The organism is Rhizobium sp. AC27/96, from assembly GCF_001692325.1.
Classification (GTDB): Bacteria; Pseudomonadota; Alphaproteobacteria; order Rhizobiales; family Rhizobiaceae; genus Rhizobium.
This window is the reverse complement of sequence record NZ_LXKN01000022.1, coordinates 1-25,366: the sequence shown is the minus strand read 5'-3', so window position 1 is coordinate 25,366 and position 25,366 is coordinate 1. Positions and strand designations below refer to the sequence as shown.

19 protein-coding genes are annotated in these 25,366 nt (G+C 61.2%); 5 read left to right on the top strand and 14 right to left on the bottom strand.

Features of this window, described 5'->3' with window-relative positions; all coding sequences use genetic code 11:
* Nucleotides 1-18: 18 nt before the first annotated feature.
* The 6 genes from A6U86_RS19670 to A6U86_RS19645 are packed head-to-tail and all read right to left on the bottom strand — an operon-like array spanning nucleotide 19 to nucleotide 6,953.
* Nucleotides 19-642, bottom strand: a complete 624-nt coding sequence (locus tag A6U86_RS19670; RefSeq protein ID WP_068394708.1) for a CMD domain protein — start codon at nucleotides 640-642, stop codon at nucleotides 19-21.
* Nucleotides 643-671: 29 nt separating this feature from the next.
* Nucleotides 672-1,721: a putative FMN-dependent luciferase-like monooxygenase gene (locus A6U86_RS19665; protein ID WP_068394707.1), complete on the bottom strand. Its 1,050-nt coding sequence runs from the start codon at nucleotides 1,719-1,721 to the stop codon at nucleotides 672-674.
* A gap of 4 nt (nucleotides 1,722-1,725) precedes the next feature.
* A complete protein-coding gene (locus A6U86_RS19660) occupies nucleotides 1,726-3,411 on the bottom strand; it encodes an ABC transporter ATP-binding protein (protein WP_068394628.1) in 1,686 nt (561 codons plus the stop codon).
* Complete coding sequence (locus A6U86_RS19655; RefSeq protein WP_068394627.1) at nucleotides 3,408-4,319, bottom strand: ABC transporter permease; 912 nt, start codon at nucleotides 4,317-4,319, stop codon at nucleotides 3,408-3,410. The genes A6U86_RS19660 and A6U86_RS19655 overlap by 4 nt, the downstream gene beginning before the upstream one ends.
* The gene (locus tag A6U86_RS19650) at nucleotides 4,319-5,260 is read right to left on the bottom strand and encodes an ABC transporter permease (RefSeq protein ID WP_068394625.1); all 942 of its coding nucleotides are present in this window, start codon (nucleotides 5,258-5,260) and stop codon (nucleotides 4,319-4,321) included. Before A6U86_RS19650 ends, A6U86_RS19655 begins: the two co-directional genes overlap by 1 nt.
* Nucleotides 5,261-5,318: 58 nt before the next feature.
* Nucleotides 5,319-6,953, bottom strand: coding sequence for a TIGR04028 family ABC transporter substrate-binding protein (locus A6U86_RS19645; protein WP_068394623.1), 1,635 nt, complete (start codon nucleotides 6,951-6,953; stop codon nucleotides 5,319-5,321).
* A 363-nt stretch (nucleotides 6,954-7,316) separates the two neighbouring features.
* Here A6U86_RS19645 and A6U86_RS19640 point away from each other — a divergent pair, with 363 nt between their 5' ends.
* From A6U86_RS19640 to A6U86_RS19625, 4 genes are all read left to right on the top strand, one after another.
* Entirely contained in the window at nucleotides 7,317-9,674 is a 2,358-nt protein-coding gene (locus A6U86_RS19640) for an Orn/Lys/Arg decarboxylase N-terminal domain-containing protein (protein WP_068394621.1), read from the top strand.
* 21 nt (nucleotides 9,675-9,695) lie between these two features.
* Nucleotides 9,696-10,256 carry a GNAT family N-acetyltransferase gene (locus A6U86_RS19635; protein ID WP_068394617.1) on the top strand — a complete coding sequence of 187 codons (561 nt, stop codon included), beginning with the start codon at nucleotides 9,696-9,698 and terminating at the stop codon, nucleotides 10,254-10,256.
* A gap of 288 nt (nucleotides 10,257-10,544) precedes the next feature.
* Complete coding sequence (locus A6U86_RS19630; RefSeq protein ID WP_158008768.1) at nucleotides 10,545-13,340, top strand: autotransporter outer membrane beta-barrel domain-containing protein; 2,796 nt, start codon at nucleotides 10,545-10,547, stop codon at nucleotides 13,338-13,340.
* Between the two features lie 250 nt (nucleotides 13,341-13,590).
* On the top strand, nucleotides 13,591-14,403 hold the full coding sequence (locus A6U86_RS19625; RefSeq protein WP_068394614.1) for a PIG-L deacetylase family protein: 813 nt from the start codon (nucleotides 13,591-13,593) through the stop codon (nucleotides 14,401-14,403).
* A gap of 52 nt (nucleotides 14,404-14,455) precedes the next feature.
* On the opposite strand, the gene lpdA is transcribed toward A6U86_RS19625, so the two are convergent.
* From lpdA to A6U86_RS19590, 7 genes are all read right to left on the bottom strand, one after another.
* Entirely contained in the window at nucleotides 14,456-15,844 is a 1,389-nt protein-coding gene (gene lpdA, locus A6U86_RS19620; RefSeq protein ID WP_068394706.1) for a dihydrolipoyl dehydrogenase, read from the bottom strand.
* Nucleotides 15,845-15,848: 4 nt separating this feature from the next.
* Nucleotides 15,849-17,150, bottom strand: coding sequence for a dihydrolipoamide acetyltransferase family protein (locus A6U86_RS19615; protein ID WP_068394613.1), 1,302 nt, complete (start codon nucleotides 17,148-17,150; stop codon nucleotides 15,849-15,851).
* Nucleotides 17,151-17,152: 2 nt separating this feature from the next.
* Nucleotides 17,153-18,166 carry an alpha-ketoacid dehydrogenase subunit beta gene (locus A6U86_RS19610; protein WP_068394612.1) on the bottom strand — a complete coding sequence of 338 codons (1,014 nt, stop codon included), beginning with the start codon at nucleotides 18,164-18,166 and terminating at the stop codon, nucleotides 17,153-17,155.
* Between the two features lies 1 nt (nucleotide 18,167).
* The gene (locus tag A6U86_RS19605; RefSeq protein WP_068394611.1) at nucleotides 18,168-19,400 is read right to left on the bottom strand and encodes a 3-methyl-2-oxobutanoate dehydrogenase (2-methylpropanoyl-transferring) subunit alpha; all 1,233 of its coding nucleotides are present in this window, start codon (nucleotides 19,398-19,400) and stop codon (nucleotides 18,168-18,170) included.
* Between the two features lie 69 nt (nucleotides 19,401-19,469).
* The gene (locus A6U86_RS19600; protein ID WP_068394610.1) at nucleotides 19,470-20,597 is read right to left on the bottom strand and encodes an acyl-CoA dehydrogenase family protein; all 1,128 of its coding nucleotides are present in this window, start codon (nucleotides 20,595-20,597) and stop codon (nucleotides 19,470-19,472) included.
* A 24-nt stretch (nucleotides 20,598-20,621) separates the two neighbouring features.
* A complete protein-coding gene (locus A6U86_RS19595; protein WP_068394608.1) occupies nucleotides 20,622-21,809 on the bottom strand; it encodes an acetyl-CoA C-acyltransferase in 1,188 nt (395 codons plus the stop codon).
* 26 nt (nucleotides 21,810-21,835) lie between these two features.
* The gene (locus A6U86_RS19590; RefSeq protein ID WP_068394606.1) at nucleotides 21,836-22,603 is read right to left on the bottom strand and encodes a 3-hydroxyacyl-CoA dehydrogenase; all 768 of its coding nucleotides are present in this window, start codon (nucleotides 22,601-22,603) and stop codon (nucleotides 21,836-21,838) included.
* A gap of 196 nt (nucleotides 22,604-22,799) precedes the next feature.
* On the opposite strand from A6U86_RS19590, the gene A6U86_RS19585 reads away from it, so the two are divergent.
* A complete protein-coding gene (locus A6U86_RS19585; RefSeq protein ID WP_083196915.1) occupies nucleotides 22,800-23,807 on the top strand; it encodes an AraC family transcriptional regulator in 1,008 nt (335 codons plus the stop codon).
* A gap of 84 nt (nucleotides 23,808-23,891) precedes the next feature.
* Here A6U86_RS19585 and A6U86_RS19580 read toward each other — a convergent pair whose 3' ends face one another.
* The gene (locus A6U86_RS19580; protein ID WP_234906500.1) at nucleotides 23,892-24,953 is read right to left on the bottom strand and encodes a LacI family transcriptional regulator; all 1,062 of its coding nucleotides are present in this window, start codon (nucleotides 24,951-24,953) and stop codon (nucleotides 23,892-23,894) included.
* Nucleotides 24,954-25,366 lie beyond the last annotated feature (413 nt).

Sequence of the window (25,366 nt, the reverse complement as noted above, 5' to 3'; positions counted from 1 at the left end):
AAACGATCCTTTTTGCGATTAGGCGGAGACGGCCTGCCTGGCGCCGGCGGCAGCCAATGCACTCAGCCCGGCCACGACCCTGATTTGAAACGAGAGAAACGCTGCGATTTGTGACAGCGTCACCACACCCGTCGTCGTCCAGCCGGCATCCAGAAGCCGCTGCAACGCCTCGGCGCTCGCCTCGCGCGGGCGATAGACAAGGAGATGCGCATGTTCCAGGGCGGCCGAGAGCTTGGCCCCGAGAACCGAGCGCCCCGCTTCCGACACATGGAAAATCAGCCCAGTACGATCTTCGGCGGAAAGAGGCCCGGCCGGATAATGCCCATAGGGTCCGACCGTGCGGCCGCCCTCTACCTCTGCCGTGACGGCCGCGACCAGTGACGCAGATTTGGCAACCTCCTCCAATGCGGTCTGATAGAACTTCTCAACATTGCCAGCGCCGTGCAGGCCGGCGATGAAAACAGCCAGGGCAAAGCGCTCCGTGCGGCTCACATCACCCTCATGCACCGGCTCGAAAAGCGCCTCATAGCTTCTTTGAGCGTTGTCGCGCGTTTGCGGTCTGGCCGTTCTCAAGGCGTAGAGCGAGGAACCCTCGCGGATACCAGCCAGAAGATCGATGACGTCAGTTGTCGACGAGGTCATGGACATACCTTCTCTTTATCAATTGCGTTTCATGCGGAGGCCGCAAGTTGCGGCCCCTTGCTTGCAGCTGGTTGCGGCGCCCAGCCGAGCGCCGGCGCGACCTTCTGCGCGATCAGCTCAAGGGACCGCAGAATATGGGCGTGCGGCGGATCGACGGAATGCACCTGGAAGACAAGGTCCGTCACACGCGCCAGCGCTGTATCCGCACTCAAGGACGCGATTACATCGTCAGGCGTGCCGACATGCACATCGAAAGCCTTGATCAGATCGGCGGTCGTATCGCCACGAACGGTGAAGCCACTTGCGGCAAAGCGTTCGGCACTCCGCCGCAGGCCGATATCGGCAAACCGGAGTGCCTCCTTGCGATCGTCGGCGACGAAGAGGCTGCGCGAGCCGAGAATCCGTGGCGCACGGCCCTTTGGCAGAGCAGCGAAATAGGCATCGATAATCGGATTTTGCAGATCCCAAAGTTCGGTATCGGGCGCATCGTCGGGTCGTGGCTGTGTGCGTGACAGCATCAGGCCATCACCGTCGCGGCCAGCCCGTTCACCGCCGCCGACGGAGAAGGTTGCCTGCCAGACCCTTTCGGCAAGATGAGGCGCGGTCGGATAGAGCCGATTGCCGCCGGCAAGCTCCTGTCCGGCCCATGCATCGCGCACGAGAGCCAGATATTTGCCATAGACCGGGCCTCGCTCGGCGCTCTCGATCCCAAACGGCAGGAAAGCTTGCGGCGTGCCGCCTGTGCCGAAACCGACCTCCAGGCGCCCACCGAGCATAAGGTCGAGTACAGCCGTATCTTCCGCGACACGAACGGGATTTTCCATCGGCAGCGTGATGACGCCCGTCCCCAGCCGGATGCGCGAGGTGCGCGAGGCAAGCCCCGCCAGAAAGACCAGCGGCGCCGGCAGACCGCCTTCGTCGCCATTGAAATGGTGCTGTGCCACCCAGGCGCTGTCAAAACCCTGCGCCTCGGCATGGATGATCTGCTCGGTGACGAGGCGGTAGCGCTCAGCCGCATCCGCCTGGTCGAGAATACGGCTGAAGAAGCCCAGTCGTTTTGGTAAAGCCGACGTGCTCATGGAATTATCCTGCATTGCTTGGGGGCTGGCGAAGAGCGATCGAATATTTTTTGCCCGGAATGGCCTCGATCAGCTCACGGGTATAGGCGCTGCGCGGATTGCCGAAGACCTCGTCGACAAGGCCGTCCTCCACCAGCTTGCCGTTCTGCAGAACGGAGACGGTATCGGCAATCTGGCGCACTACGGCAAGATCATGGGAGACGAAGATATAGGTCAGGCCAAGCTCGCGCTGGAGACCGTCAAGCAGCGAAAGGATCTGCGCCTGAACCGTCACGTCGAGTGCGGAGACGGCTTCGTCGAGAACCAGGATCTGCGGATCAAGAACGAGCGCCCGGGCAATGGCAACGCGCTGGCGCTGTCCGCCCGAAAGCGCATGCGGACGCCTTTGCAGGACATCGGCGGGCAACCCGACCTTCTCGATGACGGCCGTAACCCGTTCCAATCTGTGCGTCCGTGGCTGCGGATCGAAGTTCAGCAGTGGCTCTTCCACGATCGCCGATATGGTCTGGCGTGGATCGAGCGAGCCGAAGGGGTTTTGATAGACCAGCTGAATCTTCTTGCGGAAGAGCCGCAGCGTTTCGCCACGCAAGGATGCAAGATCTAGCCCGTCGATGACGACCCTTCCCGCCGTTGGACGCTGGAACGCGGAGACGATGCGGATGGCAGTCGTCTTGCCGGAACCGGATTCGCCGACAATCGCATGCGTCGTGCCCCGCTTGACGCGAAAGGACACGTCGTCGAGAGCCCTGAAACCGGCATCCTTGCCGCCAATGTCAAACTCCTGCACCAGCCCTTCGACGACGACGATATCGTCCTCCTGTGCAGGTGCTGTTTCGAACGGATGCGCCGAAGACCGTTGCGGCGCGGCGTTCAACGACGGAGCATCAGCAAGCAGCCGGCACGTATAGGCGCTTTGCGGGTTTCTCAGTAGCTCCACGGTGCGCCCCTGCTCCTGGATGCGTCCATTTTGCAGAACAACGAGCCTGTCGGACCGATCGGCCGCGACGCCGAGATCATGCGTGACCAGAAGAACCGCCGCCCCATATTCCCGGCGCAGATCGTCGATCAGATCGAGAATATGGCGCTGCACGGTGACATCAAGCGCGCTGGTCGGCTCATCGGCGATGATCAGTGACGGCTTGAGGGCAATGGCGATGGCGATCAGGACGCGCTGACGCATGCCGCCGGAGAGTTCATGCGGATACTGCCTGGCGCGAAGTGCGGGCTGGCTGAGGCCGACGCGCTCCAGCAATTCGATCGCCTGAACATAGGCGGCCGCACGCGGCGCGCGGTGATGAATGGTCAAGACTTCGGCCACCTGTTCGCCGATCGTCCTCACCGGATTAAGGGAATTGCCTGGATCCTGCGGCACGAGGCTGATGACGGAACCGCGGATCGAATCGAGCCGCTTTTGTGGCCAGCGGGCAATGTCCTGACCATTGAGCCTGATCCGGCCGCTTTCCAGATGCCCATTCTGCGGCAGGAGGCCGATGATTGCTTGCGCCGTCGAACTCTTGCCGGAGCCGGATTCGCCGACCAGCGCCACGACTTCACCGGGATTGACGGTGAAGTCGATACCGTGAACGGCCGTGCGTGAACCGCTGCGGTCACGATAGGCAATCGTCAGGCCGGAAATATCCAGAACCGGCGTGCCAAGATCATTCGTTCCTTCCGATGCGAAATAGGTCATTTGCCCACCTCCGCAAGCGAACGGCTGATGCGATTGATCGAGATCACCACAAGCACGACGACGAGGCCGGGTGCGGTCGTCAGCCACCAGGCGGTGGCGATATAGTTTCGCCCCTCCGCAATCAGCAGACCCCATTCCGGCGTGGGCGGCGGCGCGCCGTAACCGAGGAAACCGAGCGTCGACAGCTGAAGAATGGCCCAGCCGGATTGCAGCGCGGCAAAAGCGATCACCGAGGTCAGCGAATTCGGCAGGATATGGCGCCACAGCACCCTGGAAAAAGTGCCGCCGCTGCCAAAGGCCGCCTCGACATATTCGCTCCTGCGGACCGTCACGACCTCCGATCGGACCAGCCGCGCGAATTTGGCAATCAGCGTGCAGCCGACGGCAATCGCGGCATTGACGGTGCCGAAACCAAGCAGAACGATGATGCTGAGCGACAGCAACAGATCGGGGATCGACAGCAGCACGTCGACGATCCGCATGATGACCGTCTCGGTCAAGCCACCGAGCGAACCTGCCAGCACACCCAGTATCGTGCCGATCACGAGCGCGATGCCGACGGCGGCAAGCGCTCCCGACAGCGAATGAATGGAGCCGTAAATGATGCGTGCGTAGAGATCGCGCCCAAGCGAATCGGTGCCGAGAAGATGAGCGGCGCTTGGGGCCTTCAGATGCTGGCCGGGCAGGCCTTCGACCGGATTGTAGCTCGTAAATGCGCCGGGAATGAGCGCCCACAGGACGACCACGGCGACGATGAGGATCGCGAGAAGCAGGCCCGGCCGAACGCGAAAGGGAAATCCGCGGGCAAGCCGCTTGCCTTCCCCGCGAGGCTGCTGCACCGGCAGCGCATCGCTCGTGTCCGCATGATTGGCTGAGTCGTGATAGTGCGCTGCATCAAAACTTGTCATTATCTGGCTCCAAGCTTTGCTTTCAGGCGCGGATCGAGGATCGGATAGAGCAGGTCGACGATCAGGTTGATGGTGACGAAGGCCGCCGCCGAGATGACGACGATCGCCTGCAGGACGGCGACATCCTCACTGTCGACCGCCTGCTTCGTCAGGCTGCCGATCCCGTTCAACCCGAATACCGTCTCGGTAATGACAGCGCCGGCGATCAATTCCCCGAAGAGCAGGCCCGCCACCGTCAGCACCGGCAAAAGCGTGTTCTTGGCAACGTGGCGCCAGAGCACTTGTCCACGCGAAGCGCCTTTGGCACGCGCCACGGAAATGAAGGGACGCGTCAGGACTTCATCGATGTTTCGAAGCAGTATCTGCGCAAGTGGGGCGGAGATCGGAATGGCGACGGTCAGGATGGGCAGGATCAATCCCTGCCACGGACCGGGATCGATCACCGGGACCAACCGCAGGCGGAATGAGAAGATCTGGATGAACATGATGCCGAGCCAGAAAGTCGGCACGGATATGAACAGCGACGGCAACGATTGAACGAGGCCGCGCAGCCAGCCGAAGCCGGAGACATTGGCCAGGATGGCGATGACGACCGCCAGGATGACCGCAAGCAGGAAGCTGAAGCCGGCTAACAGCAGCGTCGACGGGAGACTGACTGCAAGCTGCGAACTCACGGCGACACCCGCCTGCAGCGAATAACCGAAATTGCCCGACAGGAAATTCCATATCGAATGGCCATACTGCTGCAGCAGAGACCCGTCGGCACCATAGGCAGCCCTGATATCGGCAAGCTGCTCCGGGCTCAGGCCGAAATCCGGGCTCTGAAACTTGATGAGCACGGCGTCGCCCGGCATCGATTGCAGCAGCACGAACGAAACGGTAAATGCCGCCCACAGGACGAGCAAAGCCTGTCCGATCCTCGATAAGATGTATTTCGTCATGGCGATTGCCTGTCGTTATGAAGATGCAGCCCGTCCAACGGCCGGGCTGCAGACATGCTCAGTGCGCGGCGAGCCAAACACTGTAGAAGGAAGGCCGACCCACAGCCTCGAAGGCAACGCCCTTGACGTAAGGTGCGCCCGCAAAGACCTGCGGCTCCTCGAAGAACGGGATGACATAGGCCGCATCCAGCAGATATTCTTGCGCTGCCTTTGCCGCGGCCAAGCGCTTGTCGCTATCCGTTTCCGAGGCTATTGCTTCCAGCAGTCCGTTCAGCTTGTCGTCGGTGAAAACTGCCTTCGGGTTGAGGCCACCCTTCTGAAGAAGAGCATCGCGGTTCTTCGCGTAGAACTGGCTCTTGATGACGTCCGGATCAGCGCGGCCCACTTCGGCGACCACAAGCGGCGTCTTGGCCGGGTCGACATTGTCCGTGACCAGATTTCCTGAGGTCCCGGCGAGCACCTGGAGCTTGACGCCGATCTTCGCCCATTGCTGGGCGACGAGCTGCAGCACGCCCTTGTTCTGCGGCTGCGGCAGGGATTCATAGACGGCCAGCGACAGCGGCTTTCCGTCCTTCTGGCGCAGACCGTCGGCACCCTTCTTCCAGTCCGCCTCGTCGAGCAGCTTTTCGGCAAGCGCCTGATCGTGCGTAAGCTTCGACGACAGATCCTGATAGCCGGCAGCAGCCGACGAGATCACCGACTTTGCCTGCGGATAGTTGGCGGAAAACAGAGTGTCGACGATTTCCTTGCTGTCGGTCGCGTGCAAGAGCGCCTGACGCACCTTGATATCCGCGACGAGCGGATTGTCCGGCCGGAAGACGACGCTGTCGTTCACCCCACGCGTCGGCGCGGCATAGATTGCGAAGCTCTGATCGCTGACCTGCTTTTCGTCATAGGCCTGAAGCTGGCGAATGAAATCGGCCTGACCGGAAAGCAGCGCGCCGATGCGCACGCTGTCTTCGCCGGTGATGATGTATTTGATGCCGTCGAGATAGGCTCTGCCCTGATGCTCGAGCTTGGCTGGACCCCAATTATAGTCCGCGCGCGCCTTCAGCGAGAGCTGCTTGCCGAGCGTTTCGCTTTCGACGACGAAAGGCCCCGAACCGACGATCTTCGTCGCATCGCCAAGCTGATCGAAAGGCAGCGCCAGCGTCTTCAAGGAGACGAGACCGGAACCGATGACCGAGGTGCCCTGCAGGAAGCCGGGCGAGGGTTTCTTGAAATAGAATTTGACCGTGTAGGGATCGACGACTTCGCTGTGATCGTAATTGTTGAGCACCTCGGAGACCGGCAGCTTCAGGTCCTTGTTGCCGAGGCCGAACGTATCGTAGTTCTTGGCAACGGCATTGGCATCGACGGGCGTTCCGTCGGAGAAGCTCACGCCCTTGCGGATCTTGAAGGTGTATTCCGTCCCCTTGTCGTTGACGGTCCAGGATTCGGCGATCCATGGCTCGATCTGCAGCGTCTTCGGGTTCTGATAGGTCAGCTTGTCGGTGATCTGGTTCAGGATACCGCCATTCGGATAGAAACCGCCGGCTGGCGGATAGAGATTGGTATGGGCCTGCTGCTCCAGATAAATCAGCGTGCCGCCCTGTACGGGCTTGCCGTCGTCGGCCGAAAACGCGACCGATGAAGCAAGCAACGACAGGCCGACGGCGAGAGTGAACGCCTTGAAATTGGCTGCGATCGTCATTGAAATTCCTCGAAAACCGAATGCTTATCGAGGGTATCGGAGCGCTCCAGCCATTCCAATATAGCCTATGGAATTAGTGTTCTATTTTTCGCAACGGCGTTGAAATAACCATCTGTAAAGCCTGCCATCGGCGGCAATTTACTGTCTCCTCCTTCTGCCGGTCGCCCCGGTTACCACAAGCATTTCATCGGAATGGCGCAGGCCAGACCTTGTTGTCACCTCACCAATTCCCAGGTTGGGCAAGCGCTCTACATGAACAGCAAAATACCATTCTGCACAGATGCTTCGGACATGAGGTACTCTGTCACAACCATGTCATGAAATGCGTCGACACCTCGTGCCGGATCAGGAGCGGATACCCAGATGGATTATTTCAGACGTTTCAACTTTCTATTCGCAACGCCGGCCTTCGACAGCGAGGATCTGGAGGGCGCCCGCTACAATCAGATCGTCGAGGAAATCGAACGCTCCGGCTTTGAAGTGGTGCGCGCGCGCAATCTCGAAGATGCGGAAATTGCCGTGCAGACGGACGCCGCCATCGGCTGCATGCTGGTCGACTGGGGCAAGAAGGGGCTTGAGGGCAAGACGGCCTCGCTCATCAACCTCATGCGCCGACGTGGTCTTGAATTCCCGATTATCCTGCTGATCCGCCGCAAGCGCTTCGAGGATGTGCCGGTAGAGGTGCTCGATTTCATTGACGGCTATGTCTTCCTGTCCGAGGAAACGCCTGCCTTCATCGCCAAGAGCCTCATCAGCCGGCTCAAGCAATATGCCGAGACGCTGAAAACGCCGTTTTTCGGCGCGCTGGTGGATTATGCCGAGGAAGGCAACCATCTCTGGACCTGCCCGGGACACAATGGCGGCATCTTCTACAGCCGCAGCCCCATCGGCCGGGTGTTCATGGAGCATCTGGGCGAAGCGGTGTTCCGCGACGACCTCGACAATTCCGTGCTCGACCTCGGCGATCTTCTGACCCACGAGGGGCCCGCACTGGCTGCGCAGAAGGAAGCGGCGAAGATCTTCGGCGCGGAAAAGACCTATTTCGTGCTGAACGGCACCTCCACCTCCAACAAGGTTGCGCTTTCCGCGCTGGTGACCGACGGCGATCTCGTGCTGTTCGACCGCAACAATCACAAGGCCGCCCATCATGGCGCCCTGATGATCTCCGGCGGCATTCCCGTTTACCTGCCGACCATCCGCAACGTCCACGGACTGATCGGACCCATGGATTTCGCGGCGATGGACGAAGAGGCCTTACGGGAACGCATCCGCACGCACCCGCTGGTGAAGGACCCCGAGGCCTATAAGAAGCCGCGCCCGTTCCGCGTCGCGGTGGTGGAACAATGCACCTATGACGGCACGATCCACAATGCCGAGATGATCCTGAAGCGCATCGGACATCTGTGCGACTATATCCTCTTCGACGAGGCCTGGGCCGGCTTCATGAAGTTTCATCCGCTCTATGCCGGGCGCTTTGCCATGGGTCTTGCCGATCTCGGCCCCGATGCGCCTGGTATCATCGCCACGCAATCCACCCACAAGCAGCTGGCGAGCTTTTCGCAGGCTTCCCAGATCCACATGAAGGACCGGCATATCACCGGTCAGAAGCGCCGCGTCGAGCATCGCCGCTTCAACGAAAGCTTCATGCAGCACGCCTCGACCTCGCCCTTCTATCCGCTGTTTGCCTCGCTCGACGTCGGCGCGCAGATGATGAAGGGGCGTTCCGGCGAAGTGCTCTGGGACGACACGATCCGCCTCGGCATCGAGCTGCGCAAGAAGATCCGCGCCGTGCGCCGCGAGTTCGAGGAGAAGGAACACCGCCCGGAGCGTCGTTGGTTCTTCGAACCTTTCGTGCCGGACCGCGTGGCGATCCCGGATGTATCGAGCCCCGGCGCAGTACATAACGTGCCCTGGGAGAGCGTCGCCACCGACCAGCTCGCCACCAATCCGGCTTTCTGGCACCTGACGCCCGGCGCGGCATGGCACGGCTTTTCAGGCATGGAGCCGGGCTTTGCCATGACCGATCCGAACAAGCTCACGCTCCTCACCCCCGGCTTTGACCGGGCAACCGGCCAATACACCGAGCATGGCATTCCCGCGCCCGTCGTCGCGCAGTATCTGCGCGAAAACCGAATCGTGGCGGAAAAGAACGACCTCAATTCGCTGCTGTTCCTGCTGACCCCAGGCGTCGAGGCCAGCAAGGCCGGCACCCTGATCAGCGGCCTCGTCGCCTTCAAGAAGCTCTATGACGACAATGCGCTTCTGGAGGAGGTAATCCCGGAATTCTATCGCCGCCGGCCAAGCCGCTATGCGGGTGTGCGCTTGCGTGATCTGTGCACGGAAATGCATGGTTTCTTCCGCCAGGCCAATGTCAGCGCGCTTCAGACGATGCAGTTTTCCGCCGCTCACCTGCCACCCATCGCGCTGTCGCCGCATGACGCGGCACGCTGCCTGGTGCGTAACGATGTCGACTATCTGCCGATCGACTCCATCGCCGGCCGTATCGCGACGACGCCCTTCGTGGTCTATCCGCCTGGTATTGCCACCATCGTGCCGGGCGAACGCCTGACGGATGAAGCCAAGCCCATGCTCGACTATCTCAAGATGTTCGAAACCTGCTTCAATCTCTTCCCCGGCTTCGAAGTCGAGATTCAGGGACTCTATCGCGAGATTGATTCATCCGGCCGCATCCGGCTTTATACCTATGTCGTTGCGGAATAGGCCGGGAATTCAGGTTCGATCATGGAGCAGGACAAAGCAATCATCATTCGCCCGTCGCGCGAAGGCGACGTCGATGCCATGCTGGCGATCTATCGTCGCCACATTCGCCGCGGTGTCGAGGACGGGGTGGACGACAACGACACCCCCCAGCCCGACGATCTCAGGGACCGGCGCAAGAATCTGAAGAACCGCCGGTTCCCGCATGTCGTCGCGGTCGTTGGTGAAAAGGTCGTGGGCTATGCCTATGTCGTCCTGTTCCGCAAACGCCCGGCCTATCGCTACACCGTCAAGCACTCGATCTATGTGCATCACGACCATGTCGGCCAGGGTGTCGGCAGCCTGCTCATGCGCGGGCTGATCGACGCCTGCGCCGCGGCCGGCTTCAGGCAGATGATCGGTTATATCGACGCCGACAACGCCGCTTCGCTCGCGCTGCACAAGCGCTTCGGCTTCACTCGCGTCGGCCTGTTGCCGGGCGTGGCCTATCGTTACGGCCACTGGGCGGACAGCGTCATGGTACAGCGCTCGCTCGGCTCCGGCTCCACCACCCCACCGCCGCCGCCGGCCCTTTCCACTCGCTGAAGCGAAAGGACTGGCGAGATCTGATCACGCCAGCCGGCGGAACAGGCTCGGATATATCTCGGCTATCAGGATAGGCCAACTCTTGGCGCAACCCTCCCTCATGCGCCCGGCGAGCCGATGGTCATCGATCCCTGTGCTCGAACGACGCAGCCGCGCGGCTTCCGCACACATATAATTAGTCTTATCTTTTTTAGTTGATACGAATCTTCACCTATGCTCTTAGATTGCAAGGGAGAAACTGAAATATCAGTTGGAAGCGTCTAGTGCAGTCGGGGGGCGATGCGCCGTATGACGAATTCAGTTCGGAAATTCCGCTACACCTGCCTTAAGGCCACGCTTTTAATGGGGGCAAGCATCGCATCCCCTGAAGTCGCGCAAGCAGCATGCAGTAGTTTCACTCCCACGAATGGCCAGACAGCCACCTGCGACTCGACCTCGCCCAATCCGGTCACCACCGGGGTCTATGGAGCCGCTGGTAGCTCCAATGTCACGATCAACATTCTCGGCGGCGCGATTGTGACTGTCGTTCGCTCGCCAACCGCCAATGCCGGCGCGCGCGTCGCCGATTCCAGCACCATCGTCAACGACGGCAATATTTCTCTTACCGGATCGGGCAGCAGCGGCCTCAATCGCGGCGCGGGTCTCGTCGGCACCGGCAGCAATAACACCATTACCAACAACGGTTCGATCAGCAACACTGGCCAATACAATGACGGCATGGCCGCCGACGGTGGCGGCAACACGCTCATCAACAACGGCTCGATTACGACAACGGGACCCAATGCCTATGGCATGACGGCCAGCTGGGGCCAAAGTGGCGGCGGCTCTCCCAACAACACCATTATCAACAATGGTTCGGTGTCGACCAGCGGCAGCAATGCGCGCGCCGTTTCCATTCTCGGCGCCAATGGCACGGTCACCAACACAGGTACGCTGACCACGAGCGGAAACAGCTCGCCGACGGTCTATATTCAGGGCGGCAACGGCACCTTGGTGAACAGCGGCATCATCCATGCAACCGGCGGCGCGGCCTCGGGCAGCCTGCCGTCGGACGGGGTCTTCTCCAACACGCTCGGCTCGTCTTTCACCGCTACGATCATCAATCTTGCTGGCGGCCAGATCATCAGCGACCAGGGTCCCGCCATTCGCACGCTGAACGGACAAACCGCCATTACCAATGCGGGGCTTCTCAGCGGCGGCAACGGCTTTGCCATCAGCGGCGGAAACGGCAATATAGACCTGACGCTGCAAACCGGCTCGAAGATGATCGGAACCGCCAATGGCGGCGGCGGAAGCAACAAGGTCACGCTTCAGGGCCAGGGCATGATCGACAACGCTTTTACCAACTTCCAGACACTCTACATGACCGGCACGGATTGGACATGGGCCGGCACCGGCGACTTCCGCGACAGCTTCATCCAGAACGGCACATTTCAGCTGCAGAAGGATCTGACAGGCAATGTGACAGTTTCGTCCGGTGCCAGTCTGCTCGCCGGCGGCGGTTTCAATCCTTCGATTACACCCTACCCGGGCGGCCCTGCCGTGACACTGACCAATTCAGGCGTTATCGACCTGACCAATGGCGGCTCGCAAGCGACGAACAGCCTCACCGTCGTTGGGAACTATGTCGGCTCTGGCGGCTCCCTCCTCCTCAACACCGTACTCGGCGGCGATGCGTCCGCCTCCGATAGGCTGGTGATCGACGGCGGGACCGCATCGGGTACGACAGCCATCACAGTCAATAATTTCGGCGGCGGCGGTGCAGCCACGATGGTCGACGGCATCAACCTTGTGCAGGCATTGAACGGCGCCACGGCCAGCAGCAACGCCTTTTATCTGAACGGCCGGGCTGCTGCCGGCGCCTACGAATATTACCTCTTTAAGGGTGGCATCAGCACCGGTACGAGCAATAACTGGTATCTGCGCTCCGCCTATGTCGCTCCAGAGCCAACCCCGACCGACCCCGACCCTGAAACCCCCATTCTGGTCACGCCGCCTGGAGGTGAAACCTCTGTTATCGAGCCACCACTCGTGACACCCGACAATCCAACGCCGAAACCACCGAATCCGGGAGCAACCCCCATCTCCCCCAAAATCATAAATATCGGCGGCGTCGACGTCGAGGTCATCCCACTGATCCGCCCGGAGGTGGCAACCTACACGGCGCTCCCGCCGGCAGCGCAGATCGCCACGCTCACGACACTGGGTACGTTTCACGAGCGCCGCGACGAACAAAGCGCCTTGACGCCGGGTGACAACGCCTCGGCAGCCTGGGGTCGCGCTTTCGGCGAACATGTCGATCAGGGCTGGGCGGGTTCCGTGTCACCATCGATCGAAGGATCGCTTTGGGGCCTGCAAACCGGCCTGGATATTCTCAGCCATGAGAGCAACGATGGCAACCGCGACATTGCCGGTCTGTTCTACGGCTATGCCAATCTCAGCGCCGATGTCACCGGCCAGGCAGTTGGCTGGAACAATGTAAAGACCGGCAAATTCAACCTCGATGCAAACAGCTTTGGCGCCTATTGGACCCATATCGGCCCGTCCGGCTGGTATCTCGATGGCGTGCTGATGGGCACCTGGTTCGGTGGCGATGCCAACTCGATCGGCGGAACCGGAATCGATATTGGAGGAAGCGGGTTCACCGCATCGCTGGAAGGCGGTTATCCGATCGCACTCGCCAGCAATTGGTCTCTCGAGCCGCAGGCACAGCTGATTTGGCAGGACATCTCGCTCGACGACAAGAGTGATGCCTATTCAACCGTCTCATTCGGCTCGGATAAAAGCTGGACCGGCCGGCTGGGCGCGCGCCTGCAAGGCAACTTCCAAACCCCCAACGGTCTGCTTCAACCCTATCTGAAGGCCAATCTCTGGCACAACTTCGACACCACCGACACGGTACAATTTGGTGCCGATCCGATGAATACCTCGACAAAGGGCACGTCGGTTGAGCTTGGCGGCGGCCTGGTCTATGCCTTCAACACATCGTGGAGCGCCTTTGCAACGGCGGATTATAAATTCGACGTCAGCGGCGAGCATCAACGCCTGTTCGAAGGCAATGTCGGGCTACGTTTGAAGTGGTAGACCGGGGCACGACCGAGATCCAGGTCCCAACAAGCGCGGCCGCCTGATCACCATGTGGCTATAGTGGCGGCGCGCCAATGACGGCGCCGATTCATCTATCCGTCGCCCCCATGAACCCTCACCCAAGGTGATGCTTATCAACGGCCCGATAACTTGCTATGCCGGATTGGGCAACCCCGCCTGAGCCAGCCTGTTCAATTGCTCGGACGTTGAATGGCCAAATCATTCGTCGGCGAAATGGATCGTTAAAATGCTGAATAAGCTTAACAAAGATGATCGTGTTCTCATTCTGTCACCTCATCTCGACGATGCCGTGCTGAGTGCCGGCGGCTTCATGGACAGAGCTGTAAAAAACGGTGTTTCCGTTGTGGCGGCCACTATTTTCACCGCCGATGCTCAGTTTGACGGCGAGCCATCTCCCTTTGTGCAGGAACTGCATGAATGGTGGGCCCTGGGCCCAAAGCCCTACGAGTGGCGTTGCAAGGAAGATGTCGCCTCCGTGCAGTCGCTGGGCGCTGATTATCTTCACGGTGGCTTGCTGGATGCCATCTATCGCCGGGACGGCAATGGCGACTTCCTCTATGTCAACCGGAAGGCCGTCTTTTCGCCCCCGAACCCCAAGGACATTGTTTGGGAGCCACTGCGCGCATTGCTCGCCGATTGGGTTCGGACGGTTCGCCCAAACATGATTCTATGCCCGCTGACGGTCGGCCGCCATGTTGACCATATCGTTACGTCGCAAGCGTTCAAGGACGGGTATCCGGGATGGAATGCGGATGTCTATCTATACGAAGACATTCCCTATTCCGCAGGACTATTTCCCCGGGATTTTCCCGACAACGTTCCTGCGGCGCTTGAAAGAACCACCTGGAAGCTCAAGGACCCGGTGGATGTCGAAGTCGACTTCGAACCCAAATTCGCGGCAATCATGAAATACGCTTCACAGATTGCCGAGATTTTTCCCGGCCTCGACGCAGAAGCGGAACTGCGACGCTATATGGGCGCCGACACGAAGAGCGGTTTCAAGGAACGCTTCTGGCCGGTTGAAGGCGTGAAGGCCTGATCCGTGCCGATGAATCTGCAGCTTCGCGCGCCTGCATGATCGAGAGGTTGGCTCAGATGTGCAGGGCATGGCCCAGCGCTTTCAATGCCGCTTCCTGCAAGGCTTCGCTGCGAGTGGGATGAGCGTGGATAGTGCCGGCGATGTCCTCCAGTCGCGCGCCCATTTCGAGCGCCAGGGAAAAGTCGCTCGACAATTCGGAGACCCCGACACCGACCGCCTGCAGACCAAGCACCAGATTGGTATCGGCCCGCGCCACGGCACGCACGAACCCGTCTTCCGACTGGGTCGTCATCGCGCGGCCATTGGCGCTGAAGGGGAAGACGCCGACGCGGATTTCATAGCCCTGGGCACGAGCCTCTTCCGGTGAAAGCCCCGCGGTGACGATCTCCGGGTCGGTGAAGCAGACCGCCGGTATGGCGCGCTTGTCCCAGACGCGCTTGCGGCCGGCAACGATCTCGGCCACCATCTCGCCCTGCGCCATGGCGCGGTGGGCGAGCATCGGTTCACCGGTGACGTCACCGATCGCGTAGACGCCGCGCATGGATGTGCGGCAGCGCTCGTCGATGCGAATAAAGCGGCCGGCGCGATCGAGTTCCAGTTCTTCGAGACCAGATCCTTCGGTGCGCGGCTTGCGGCCGACTGTCACGAGCACCTTGTCCGCAGCAATCCGCTCCTCCTCACCGGCGGCGGTCTCGATCAGCAACGCCTCTCCGGAATAACCCCTAGCCTTTGCGCCGGTCAGCACGCGTACGCCAAGTTCATTCAGCCGTTTGACAACCGGCTTGACGAGTTCGGCGTCATATTGCGGCAGGATCTGTGCCATCGCCTCGACCACCGTGACCTGCGACCCCAGCTTGGCGAAGGCAGTGCCGAGCTCCAGGCCAATATAGCCGCCGCCGACGACCGCGAGCGTGGCCGGAACGCTCGTCAGCGCCAGCGCTTCGGTGGACGAGAGGATCGCTCCGCCAAAAGGTAGCGACGGCAATTCGACCGGTTCGGAGCCCGTGGCGATGACAACTGTTTCGGCACGGATGACCTGGATTCCGGTCTCGGTGTCGACCTCGACGGTCTTGCCATCGCGGAACTTCGCCTGCCCGTGCACGATCTTGACCTTGGCCTTGCGCAGCAAGCCGAGCACGCCGCTATTCAGCCGGCCGACGATGCCATCCTTCCAGCGGATCGTCTGGGCAAGATCGAGTTTCGGCGCCTCGACGGTGATGCCGAGCGCGTTGGGACCTGTCATGTGGCGGACCTTGTCAAATTCCTCGGCCGCATGGATGAGCGCCTTGGAGGGGATGCAGCCGACATTCAGGCAGGTACCACCGGCCTTCGTCGATTCGACGATGACAGTATCGACACCCAGTTGGCCGGCGCGAATGGCGCAGATATAGCCGCCAGGGCCGGCGCCGATGACGAGGAGCTTGCAGACGATCTCTTTCATGCCATCAGCCTTCAATAAAAATCAGCGCGGGGGTTTCGAGCAACGCCTTGATCCGTTGGACGAAGACTGCCGCATCCCAGCCGTCGACGATCCGATGGTCGAAGCTCGACGACAGGTTCATCATCTTGCGCGGGATGAACTGGGTGCCGTCCCAGACGGGCCGGGTCATGATCTTGTTGACCCCGACAATCGCCACTTCCGGATGGTTGATGATCGGCGTGGTCACGATGCCGCCGAGCGCGCCGAGCGAGGAGATGGTGATCGTGGAACCGGACAGCTCCTCGCGGGCAGCGGTGCCATTGCGGGCAGCATCTGCAAGACGCGCGAGTTCGGCGGCCGTATCCCAGATCGACCGGGCCTCGGCATGTCGGACAACGGGTACGGTCAAGCCGGATGGTGTCTGCGTGGCAATGCCGATATGGACAGCGCCGTAGCGGGTGACGATACCCGCGTCATCATCGAATGTGGCGTTGACACCCGGCTGCTCGCCAATCGTCTTCACCAGCGCCCGCATCAGGAAGGGCAGGATCGTCAGCTTCGGCTGATCGGGCTTGCGGCCGGCATTCATCGTCGCGCGCAGATCCTCGAGGTCACTGACATCGACCTCCTCGACATAGGTGATGTGGGGAATGCGCGAGCTTGCAAGACGCATCTTCTCGGCGATGCGGCGGCGGAGGCCCGTGAGCTTGATCTCCTCGACATCGGTCTTGCGGGCGGGGCCGGTCTGAACAATAGCGGGCTGGATGCCACGCGCTATGAACTGGTCGAGATTGTCATGGGTGATGCGGCCGGCCGGGCCGGTGCCGGGCACCTGGCGCAAATCGACACCAGCCTCCTGGGCACGCAGCCGGACGGCGGGAGACGCAAGCGGCCGCTCCGTCGGCTCGCGAGCGATGGGGCGCTCCGCGATTTTTTCCGGCTGAATGACTTTGGTCTCAGCCGCAGGTCTGACCTGCAGCGGATCTGCCGGCTTAGCCTCTGTGGGCTTGTCTTTGGCCGGCTCGACCGTCGCTGACGGTTCAGCCGTAGTGGAGGGCGCCGCTTCTGCTGCACTCCCATCCTCGCCGGCGACCTGGATACGCAAGAGCGGCGCCTTGACGGCGACCGTATCACCGACGTCAGCGCCGAGCCAGAGCACGACCCCTTCGACCGGCGAGGGTATTTCCACCGTCGCCTTGTCGGTCATGACAGCCGCGAGCACCATGTCCTCACGAACGGGGTCACCCGGCTTGACGTGCCATTCGACCAGTTCGGCCTCGGCCACGCCTTCACCCACATCGGGCATCTTGATGACGAATTCACCCATCTTCAGCCCTCCATCACTTCTTTGAGCGCCCGGCCGACACGGGCGGGGCCGGGGAAATAGTCCCATTCCTGTGCATGCGGATAGGGCGTGTCCCAACCGGTCACGCGCACGATCGGCGCCTCGAGACTGTAGAAGCAGTGCTCCTGGACCAGCGAAGCGATTTCGCCGCCGAAGCCGGAGGTGAGTGTCGCCTCATGCACGACGACGCAGCGGCCTGTCTTCTTCACCGACTGGACAATCGTATCGAGGTCGAGCGGCAGCAGGCTGCGCAGGTCTATCACCTCGGCATCGATCCCCGTCTCCTCCGCGGCCGCGAGCGCCACGTGCACCATCGTGCCATAAGCGACGACGGTGACGGCATTGCCTGGGCGGCGAATTTCCGCCTTGCCGATCGGGATCGTGTAGTGTCCTTCCGGAACCTCGCCAAGGTCATGTTTCGACCATGGAGTGACCGGACGCTCGTGATGGCCGTCGAAGGGGCCGTTATAGAGCCGCTTGGGTTCGAGAAACATCACCGGGTCCGGATCCTCGATCGCAGCGATCAGCAGGCCCTTGGCGTCGTAGGGATTGGAGGGCACGATCACCTTCAGGCCGCAGACATGGGTAAACAGCGCTTCGGGGCTCTGGCTGTGTGTCTGTCCGCCGAAGATGCCGCCGCCGGTCGGCATGCGCACGACGATCGGGCAGGTGAAATCGCCGTTGGAACGGTAGCGGATGCGCGCCGCCTCCTGAGTGATCTGGTCATAGGCCGGGTACATGTAGTCGGCGAACTGGATCTCGACGCAGGGCTTCAAGCCATAGGCGGCCATGCCGATCGCCGTGCCTAGAATGCCGGATTCGTTGATCGGCGCGTCGAAGCAGCGGGTCTTGCCATACTTGGCCTGCAGCCCCTGCGTGGCGCGGAAAACGCCGCCGAAATAACCGACATCCTCGCCGAAAACGACGACATCGTCATCCCGTCCCATCGAGACATCCATGGCGCTGCGCACGGCCTCGATCATTGTCATTCTTGCCATGTCAGTATCCTGCCTTCTGTCGCTGGCGACGGATATGCGGGGGCATTTCCGCATAGACGCCCTCGAAGATATCCCGCACGGATGGCTTGCCGCCGGCATGAAGCGTACCGTGGCTTTCGGCCTGCTTCTGTGCCTCGATGACCTCGTCCAGGATCTCGGCCTCCGCCTGGGCGTGGCGCTCTTCCGACCAGGCGCCGCGCACGATCAAATGCTTCTTCAGCCGCAACACCGGATCGCCGAGCGGCCATGCCTCGGATTCGGTTTTCGGCCGATAGGCGCTCGGATCATCCGAGGTGGAATGGGCGCCGACGCGGTAGGTGACATATTCGATCAGCGTCGGACCGAGATTGCGACGGGCGCGCTCGGCCGCCCATTTGGCGACGGCATAAACAGCCAGGTAATCATTGCCATCGACACGCAGTGCCGGAATGCCGAAGCCGAGACCACGGGCGGCAAACGTGCCGGAGCCGCCGCGCGCGATACCCTGGAAGGTCGAAATGGCCCACTGATTGTTGACGATATTGAGGATGACGGGCGCCTTGTAGGTGGAGGCGAAGACCAGCGCGGAATGAAAGTCGGACTCGGCGGTCGAACCATCGCCGATCCAGGCGGCGGCGATCTTGCCATCATTCTTGATGGCCGACGCCATGGCCCAGCCGACAGCCTGCACATATTGGGTGGCAAGGTTGCCGGAGATGGTGAAGAAGCCATGCTCCTTCGATGAATACATGATCGGCAACTGCCGCCCGCGCAGGGGATCGGCCTCGTTCGAGTAGATCTGGTTCATCATCTCGACCATCGGATAATCGTCGGCGATCAAGAGCCCCGCCTGCCGATAGGTCGGGAAGTTCATGTCGCCCTTGTTCAGCGCCTTGCGGAAGGCGGAACTGACCGCCTCCTCGCCGAGATGCTGCATGTAGAAGGAGGTCTTTCCCTGACGCTGCGCCATCAGCATGCGGGCATCGAAGGCCCTGAGCTTCATCATGTTGCGCAGGCCCGTCAGCAGCTCCTCGTCGGAGAGCAGGCCAGCCCAGGGACCGACCGCCTCGCCGTCGCGGTTGAGCACGCGGATGATGGAATAGGCGAGGTCGCGGATCTCTTCCGGCGCCACGTCGACCTCTGGCCGTGGTACTGCGCCAGCCTTGGCGATCTTGACGTTGGAGAAATCCGGTTGGCCACCGGGCCGAACCGCCGGCTCGGGGACGTGCAGGCTGAGACTTGGAACTTCGTTCATGTGCTGCGATACCTCCCATGTGGACCGCCCTGCCCGTTGCTCCCCACGGCAGGCACGGCCACAAATATTCTATAAATTGCGTGCGATAACGATGCGCTGGACGTCGCTTGTTCCCTCATAGATCTGGCAGATACGGACGTCGCGATAGATGCGCTCGACCGGATAATCCGACATGTATCCGTAGCCGCCATGGATCTGGATCGCGTCGGAGCAGACCTTTTCGGCCATTTCCGAGGCAAAGAGCTTGGCCATCGACGCCTCGGTGAGGCAGGGCTGCCCCTCCTCCTTCAGCTGCGCCGCATGCAGTACCATCTGGCGCGCCACCTCGATCTGAGTCGCCATGTCAGCAAGCCGGAAGGCAACCGCCTGGTGATCGATAATCGGCACACCGAACGTCTTGCGCTCGCGGGCATAATCGCGCGCCGCCTCGAAAGCCGAACGCGCCATGCCGACGGACTGCGAGGCGATGCCGATGCGCCCACCCTCAAGGTTCGACAGGGCAATCCTGTAGCCGTCACCTTCTTCGCCGAGCCGATTGTCGGCTGGGATGCGCATATTGGTAAAGGCGATCTGGCATGTATCGGACGAGTGCAGACCCAGCTTGTGCTCGACGCGCACGACCTCGTAGCCGGGCGTGTCGGTCGGCACGATGAAGGCTGAAATGCCCTTCTTGCCCGCATCGGGATCGGTGACGGCAAAGACGATGATGACATTGCCGTTCTTACCCGAGGTAATGAACTGCTTGGCACCGTCGATCACATAATGATCGCCGTCGCGACGAGCGCGGGTCTTGAGATTCGAGGCGTCGGAGCCGGCCTGCGGCTCGGTCAAGGCAAAGCCACCGATCCACTCACCGCTCGCGAGTTTCGGCAGGAACCGCTGCCTCTGCTCTTCAGTGCCGTATTTCAGGATCGGCACGCAGCCGACGGAGCTGTGCACGCTCATGATGGTGGAGCAAGGGCCATCACCGGCGGCGATTTCCTCCAGCGCCACGGCATAGGCAATCACGCCGGTTTCGGAGCCGCCGTAGGCTTCCGGCACGAGCATGCCGAGAAAGCCCAGCTCGCCCATCTCCTTCAATTCCTCGCGGGGGAAACGGCTGTTCACGTCACGCTCAGCAGCACCCGGTGCCAGCCGCTCGCGGGCAAAATCGCGCGCCATGTCGCGGATCTGGATCTGGTCTTCGCTCAGGATCATATCCGGCCTCCTCCTCGAAACCGTTCAATTCAGTTCGATAGCCATCGCAGTCGCTTCGCCGCCACCGATGCAAAGCGTCGCCATACCGCGCTTCATGCCATAGCGCTTGAGCGCGGAAAGCAAGGTGACAAGCACGCGGGCGCCGGATGCGCCGATCGGATGGCCGAGCGCGCAGGCGCCACCGTGAACATTGACCTTTTCGTGCGGCAAGTCGAGATCACGCATCGCCGCCATGGCCACGACGGCAAAGGCTTCGTTGACCTCGAACAGATCTACATCCCGAAGGTTCCAGCCGGTGCGTTCGGCAAGCTTGCGCAACGCGCCGATCGGCGCGGTCGCAAACAGATTGGGGGCTTGCGAATGCGTTGAATGGCCGATGATGGTGGCAAGCGGAGCAATTCCCTCACGCTCGGCCTGGGAGCGCCGCATAAGCACCAGCGCGGCCGCGCCATCGGAGATGGACGATGCGTTCGCAGCGGTCACCGTGCCGTTTTCGCGGAAAGCGGGCTTCAGCGTCGGGATCTTCTCCGGCTTCGCCTTGCCGGGCTGCTCGTCGCGGCTGACGACCAGTTCAGCTCGCGCGGCCTTGACCGTGACGGGCACGATCTCGGCGTCGAATGCCCCTTCCTCGATCGCATTGCGGGCACGGGTCAAGGATGTGATGGCATACTCGTCCTGCGCGGCGCGGGTAAACTGGTAGGCCTCGGCGCAATCCTCGGCAAAGGTGCCCATGAGCCGCCCCTTGTCATAGGCATCTTCGAGCCCATCCAGGAACATGTGGTCGATGACGCGGCCGTGCCCGAGCCGGTAGCCGCCGCGCGCCCGGTCGAGCAGGTAAGGCGCATTCGTCATGCTCTCCATGCCCCCGGCAACCGCAATCGAGGCGCTGCCGGCAGCAATGAGATCATGCGCCAGCATGGCTGCCTTCATTCCGGAGCCGCACATCTTGTTGACGGTGGTTGCGCCTGCTGCAAACGGCAAGCCGGCGCCAATCGCTGCCTGCCTGGCCGGTGCCTGGCCCTGGCCGGCCGGAAGAACACAACCAAACACCGCTTCCTCAACGGCATCCGGGCTAATGCCGCTGCGCTCGAGTGCGGCGCGGATCGCGGCGGCGGCGAGTTCCGGCGCGGTGCAGTCCTTAAGATCTCCCTGGAAGCCGCCCATTGGCGTCCGGGCCGCACCAACGATGACGATCGGATCCTCTGGCCTCATATCAAACCTCCCATAACGAGCCTGCCTCAGTGCGCTGCCATGCGCAACGCGCCATCGAGACGAATGACTTCGCCATTCAGCATGACGTTCTCACAGATGTGGCGTACCAGCGCGGCAAATTCCACCGGCTTTCCGAAGCGCTGCGGAAAGGGCACGCTCTTGCTCAGCGAATCCTGCACCTCCTGCGGCATGCCGGCCATCATCGGCGTCTCGAAGATGCCTGGCGCGATGGCAACGACCCGAATTCCGCTGCGGGCCAATTCGCGCGCGATCGGCAACGTCATGGCAGCAACGCCGCCCTTGGAAGCTGCATAGGCCGCCTGGCCAATCTGTCCGTCGAAGGCAGCGACCGAAGCCGTGTTGACGATGACACCGCGCTCGCCTTCGGCATCAGGCTCTTCTTTGGCGATGGCGGCCGCAGCGAGCCGGATCATATTGAAAGTGCCGATGAGATTGATGCCGATCGTGCGGGAAAAGCTGTCGAGCCTATGCGGGCCGTTGCGGCCGATCACCTTCTCACCGGGCGCAACGCCGGCGCAATTGACCAGCCCATTCAGATGACCGAAGCGCTCCAGCGCCAGATCGATCGCGGCCTGGCCGTCCTCTTCCTGCGTGACATCAGTCCTGATGAAGGTGGCACTGGCGCCGAGTTCGCCGACAATGGCGGCTCCGGCATCCGCGTTGACATCGGCAATCACGACGTTCGCACCCTCGCCTGCCAGCATGCGCGCGACGGCCGCCCCAAGGCCCGAACCGCCACCGGTGATGACGAAGGTCTTCCCGTGGATCAACATGGTCGCTCTCCTCCAGCGCGGTCGATTTCAACCGAGGCCTCCACGCGCCATGCAGTCGCCTGCAGCATCGCATCTCCCGGCAGGACGCGATTTGCCTTGCGCCTTCGGCTGACTCTATCTCCGGACGATATTGCATTCGATGACAAAAGCGTCTCAAATCATCGGCCAGTTTTACCATGTTTCAGAAAGCATGACGATGACCGAAGCCGGACGGCGGATGATATCACCTTTCTTCGTCAGGGAGGCGATCGACAGCGTTCGGCGGCAAGGAAAATCCCCTGAACAGATACTGACGGCGCTAGGTCTGTCCTCTCAGATCGATGCGCCGGTTTCCGCCGAAAGCTATGGCGCGCTCTGGCTTGCGATCGCGGCCGAGATAGACGACGAATTCTTCGGCATGGGCGCCAGACCCATGCGGCGCGGCAGCTTCACGCTGCTCTGCCACTGTATCCTCCACGCGAAAACCCTCGAACAGGCGCTACGCCGCGCGCTGCGATTCTTGAACATCGTGCTGGAAGACCCGAAAGGGCATATCGAGGTGGCCGACGGGCTGGCGCATGTCGTGCTGACGGACTTGACGAATGCGCGCTCCGCCTTTGCCTACCGGACCTACTGGATTCTCCTGCACGGCATTACCTGCTGGCTCATCGGTCGCCGTATTCCCTTGCGAATGGTCGATTTTCGCTGTGCCGAGCCGGATCATGGCGCCGACTATCGGCAGTTTTTCGGGGCATCGGTGCGCTTCTCCCAGCCCGTCAGCAGGCTCGCATTCGATGCTTCCCTGCTCAAACTGCCGGTGACGCGCAACGAGCAGGCTCTGAAGCAGTTTCTGCGCAACGCGCCGGCCAATATCCTTGTGCGCTATCGCTATGATGCCGGCCTTGCGGCAAATGTGCGCCAGCGCCTTAGGCAGATGCCTCCCGCCTCGTGGAAGGCATTCGATGATCTGGCCGCGCAAATGCGCATGTCGCCATCGACGCTTCGGCATCGCCTGCATGCCGAAGGGCAGAATTATGCCGCCATCAGAGATGAAATCCGCCGTGATCTTGCAATCGAGATGCTGCAGACGACCGAGTTCGGCGTCGGGGAGATCGCCACACGCCTCGGCTTTTCCGAACCCAGCGCCTTCCATCGCGCCTTTCGGAAATGGACTGCAAGAAGTCCCGCTGCTTTTCGAAAGGAGACGGCCGCACGAAACCGCTGAATGTGCCCGAAGGCATTGCGAAGGAAATGGCAGGGCAAGCTGATGTTGGCGATCACCAGCCCGGATAATCGCCAGCCGTTTTAGTTAGCCGACATTCGAAAGCATCGAGAAGCTGACTTCAGGTTTCAGCAAGACCTGCTTTTCAGCGGTCTGATCGCCGGCGATGCAGGCGAGCAGGACGTGCCCCATCCGCTCGCCCGTATCGGTCAGATCTTCGTAGATGGTCTCGACCTTCGGCTGGATCTGGCTCAGCAGCTTCGAGGTGCGCTTTGCCACCACATCATATTCCACCCCGAGCGTGAGGCCGTTGTCGCCCATGCCGGTAATGGTCGCCAGGGCCGAGACCTCGCCGCCACAGGCAAAACCATCGGGAGAGCCGGGCTGCGACGCGCGACGGCTCATATAGTCGCGGATTTGCTCCACCGGACAGTCCAGGTCGATCTCCTCGGGAATCTCGTAATCGACTCCCGCCTCGCGAACAGCTGTCATGAAGCCGTGCAGCAGATGCTGCGAGAAGGTCAGCCGCCTCGGCGGCAGGATGATCATCGGCTTGCGTCGACCCCGCTCCACCAGCCGCTTCGTCGCCTCATAGGCAAAGCTGAAATTGTCATAGTCGACGAAGGGATGATCAACCGTGAACTCCGTCCGTCCATGCGTGACAAACGGAAAACCACTTTCGAGCAGAAGGCGAACGCGGGGATCGAAAGGTTCCGTTCGGGAAAACAGCAGCCCGTCGACCATGCCGTTGCGCACCAGGTAACGCACGGCGTCGACATTGCTGCCATTGATGAAATTCGGCGTCACGATCAGGTGGTAGGCGGTATTCCGCAGCGCCTTGGCAAGGCCGTGCATGATGGAGATACCGTAGCCGAGAATTTCCTCGTGAGGATCGAGCAGGATGCCGATGACGTTGGTCTTGCCGGTCTTCAGGCGCTGCGCGGCGCGATCGGGCAGATAACCGATCTGGGCCGCGACTGCGTGGACACGCTCGCGCGTCTCGATCGAAATCTGCGGCGCATTGCCCAGTGCCCGGGACACGGTCGTGACGGCAAAGCCGGTCATTTCGGAAATCGTGCGCAGGGTCGGCTTGCCGCTTTTGCGTACGGGCGTCGCAAGGGACGCGGATTTTCCGGAAGTGTCTTTCAAGGGAATACTCAGCCTGCCTCGGAGTGACCGCCTTGTACGCTGTTTCGAAACGAAGTGCAAATGCGCTTCTGAAAACGTTTGCGGCGCGAATACCTGAGAAAATTGATGGGAAAACTCGTCGAATTTTCCCACAAAATCAAGCTTATTCAGCCTGTTATTGCGAATATGCAATTCGGAATCGGGATCTTGACTTGAGTTTATTTATAACGTTTTAAATGCTTCGCGGCGAACAGGGTCGCCAGCAGAATAGCTTCTGCTTGACGGTGGAGGCTTCGAGGGGCGGAGGACGACCTTCGCTCGGACGATTTGCAACATTGGGAGGAAGACCATGCGTAGACTGATGACGACGAGTGCTCTGGTAGCGCTGGCGGTTGCCGGTGCAGCGGCTGGAGCGCGTGCGGCGGATGTTAAGG